The sequence below is a fragment of the Nocardiopsis sp. MG754419 genome (genome assembly GCF_018207095.1).
Taxonomy (GTDB): domain Bacteria; phylum Actinomycetota; class Actinomycetes; order Streptosporangiales; family Streptosporangiaceae; genus Nocardiopsis.
Genome location: NZ_QOCZ01000432.1, coordinates 1 through 322, shown reverse-complemented (window position 1 = coordinate 322; position 322 = coordinate 1). Strand labels below are relative to the sequence as shown.

1 protein-coding gene is annotated in these 322 nt (G+C 67.1%); it reads left to right on the top strand.

Going from position 1 to position 322, the window contains the following annotated elements:
• Positions 1 to 322, top strand: a 322-nt coding sequence (locus tag DSY14_RS28430; RefSeq protein WP_211719644.1) for an ATP-binding cassette domain-containing protein, incomplete at both ends; no start/stop codon positions are given.

Genomic DNA, 322 nt, shown 5'->3' with positions numbered 1-322 from the left:
GGGGGAGTCCGGTTCGGGCAAGAGCACGCTCTCACGCATGGTCATGCGGCTGCTGGAGCCGACCGAGGGCACCGTGGAGTTCGAGGGACGCGACATCACGCACATGCGCGAGCGCGACCTGCGACCGCTCCGTCGCGACGTGCAGATGGTGTTCCAGAACCCCTATTCCTCGCTCAACCCGCGTCTGACCATCGGGGAGAGCATCGGTACCGCGCTGCGGGTGCAGGGCGAGCGCGACGGCAAGAAGATCCGGTCCGAGGTGCAGGAACTGCTGGAGCGCGTGGGCCTGGAGCCCAACCACTACAGCCGTTTTCCGCATGCC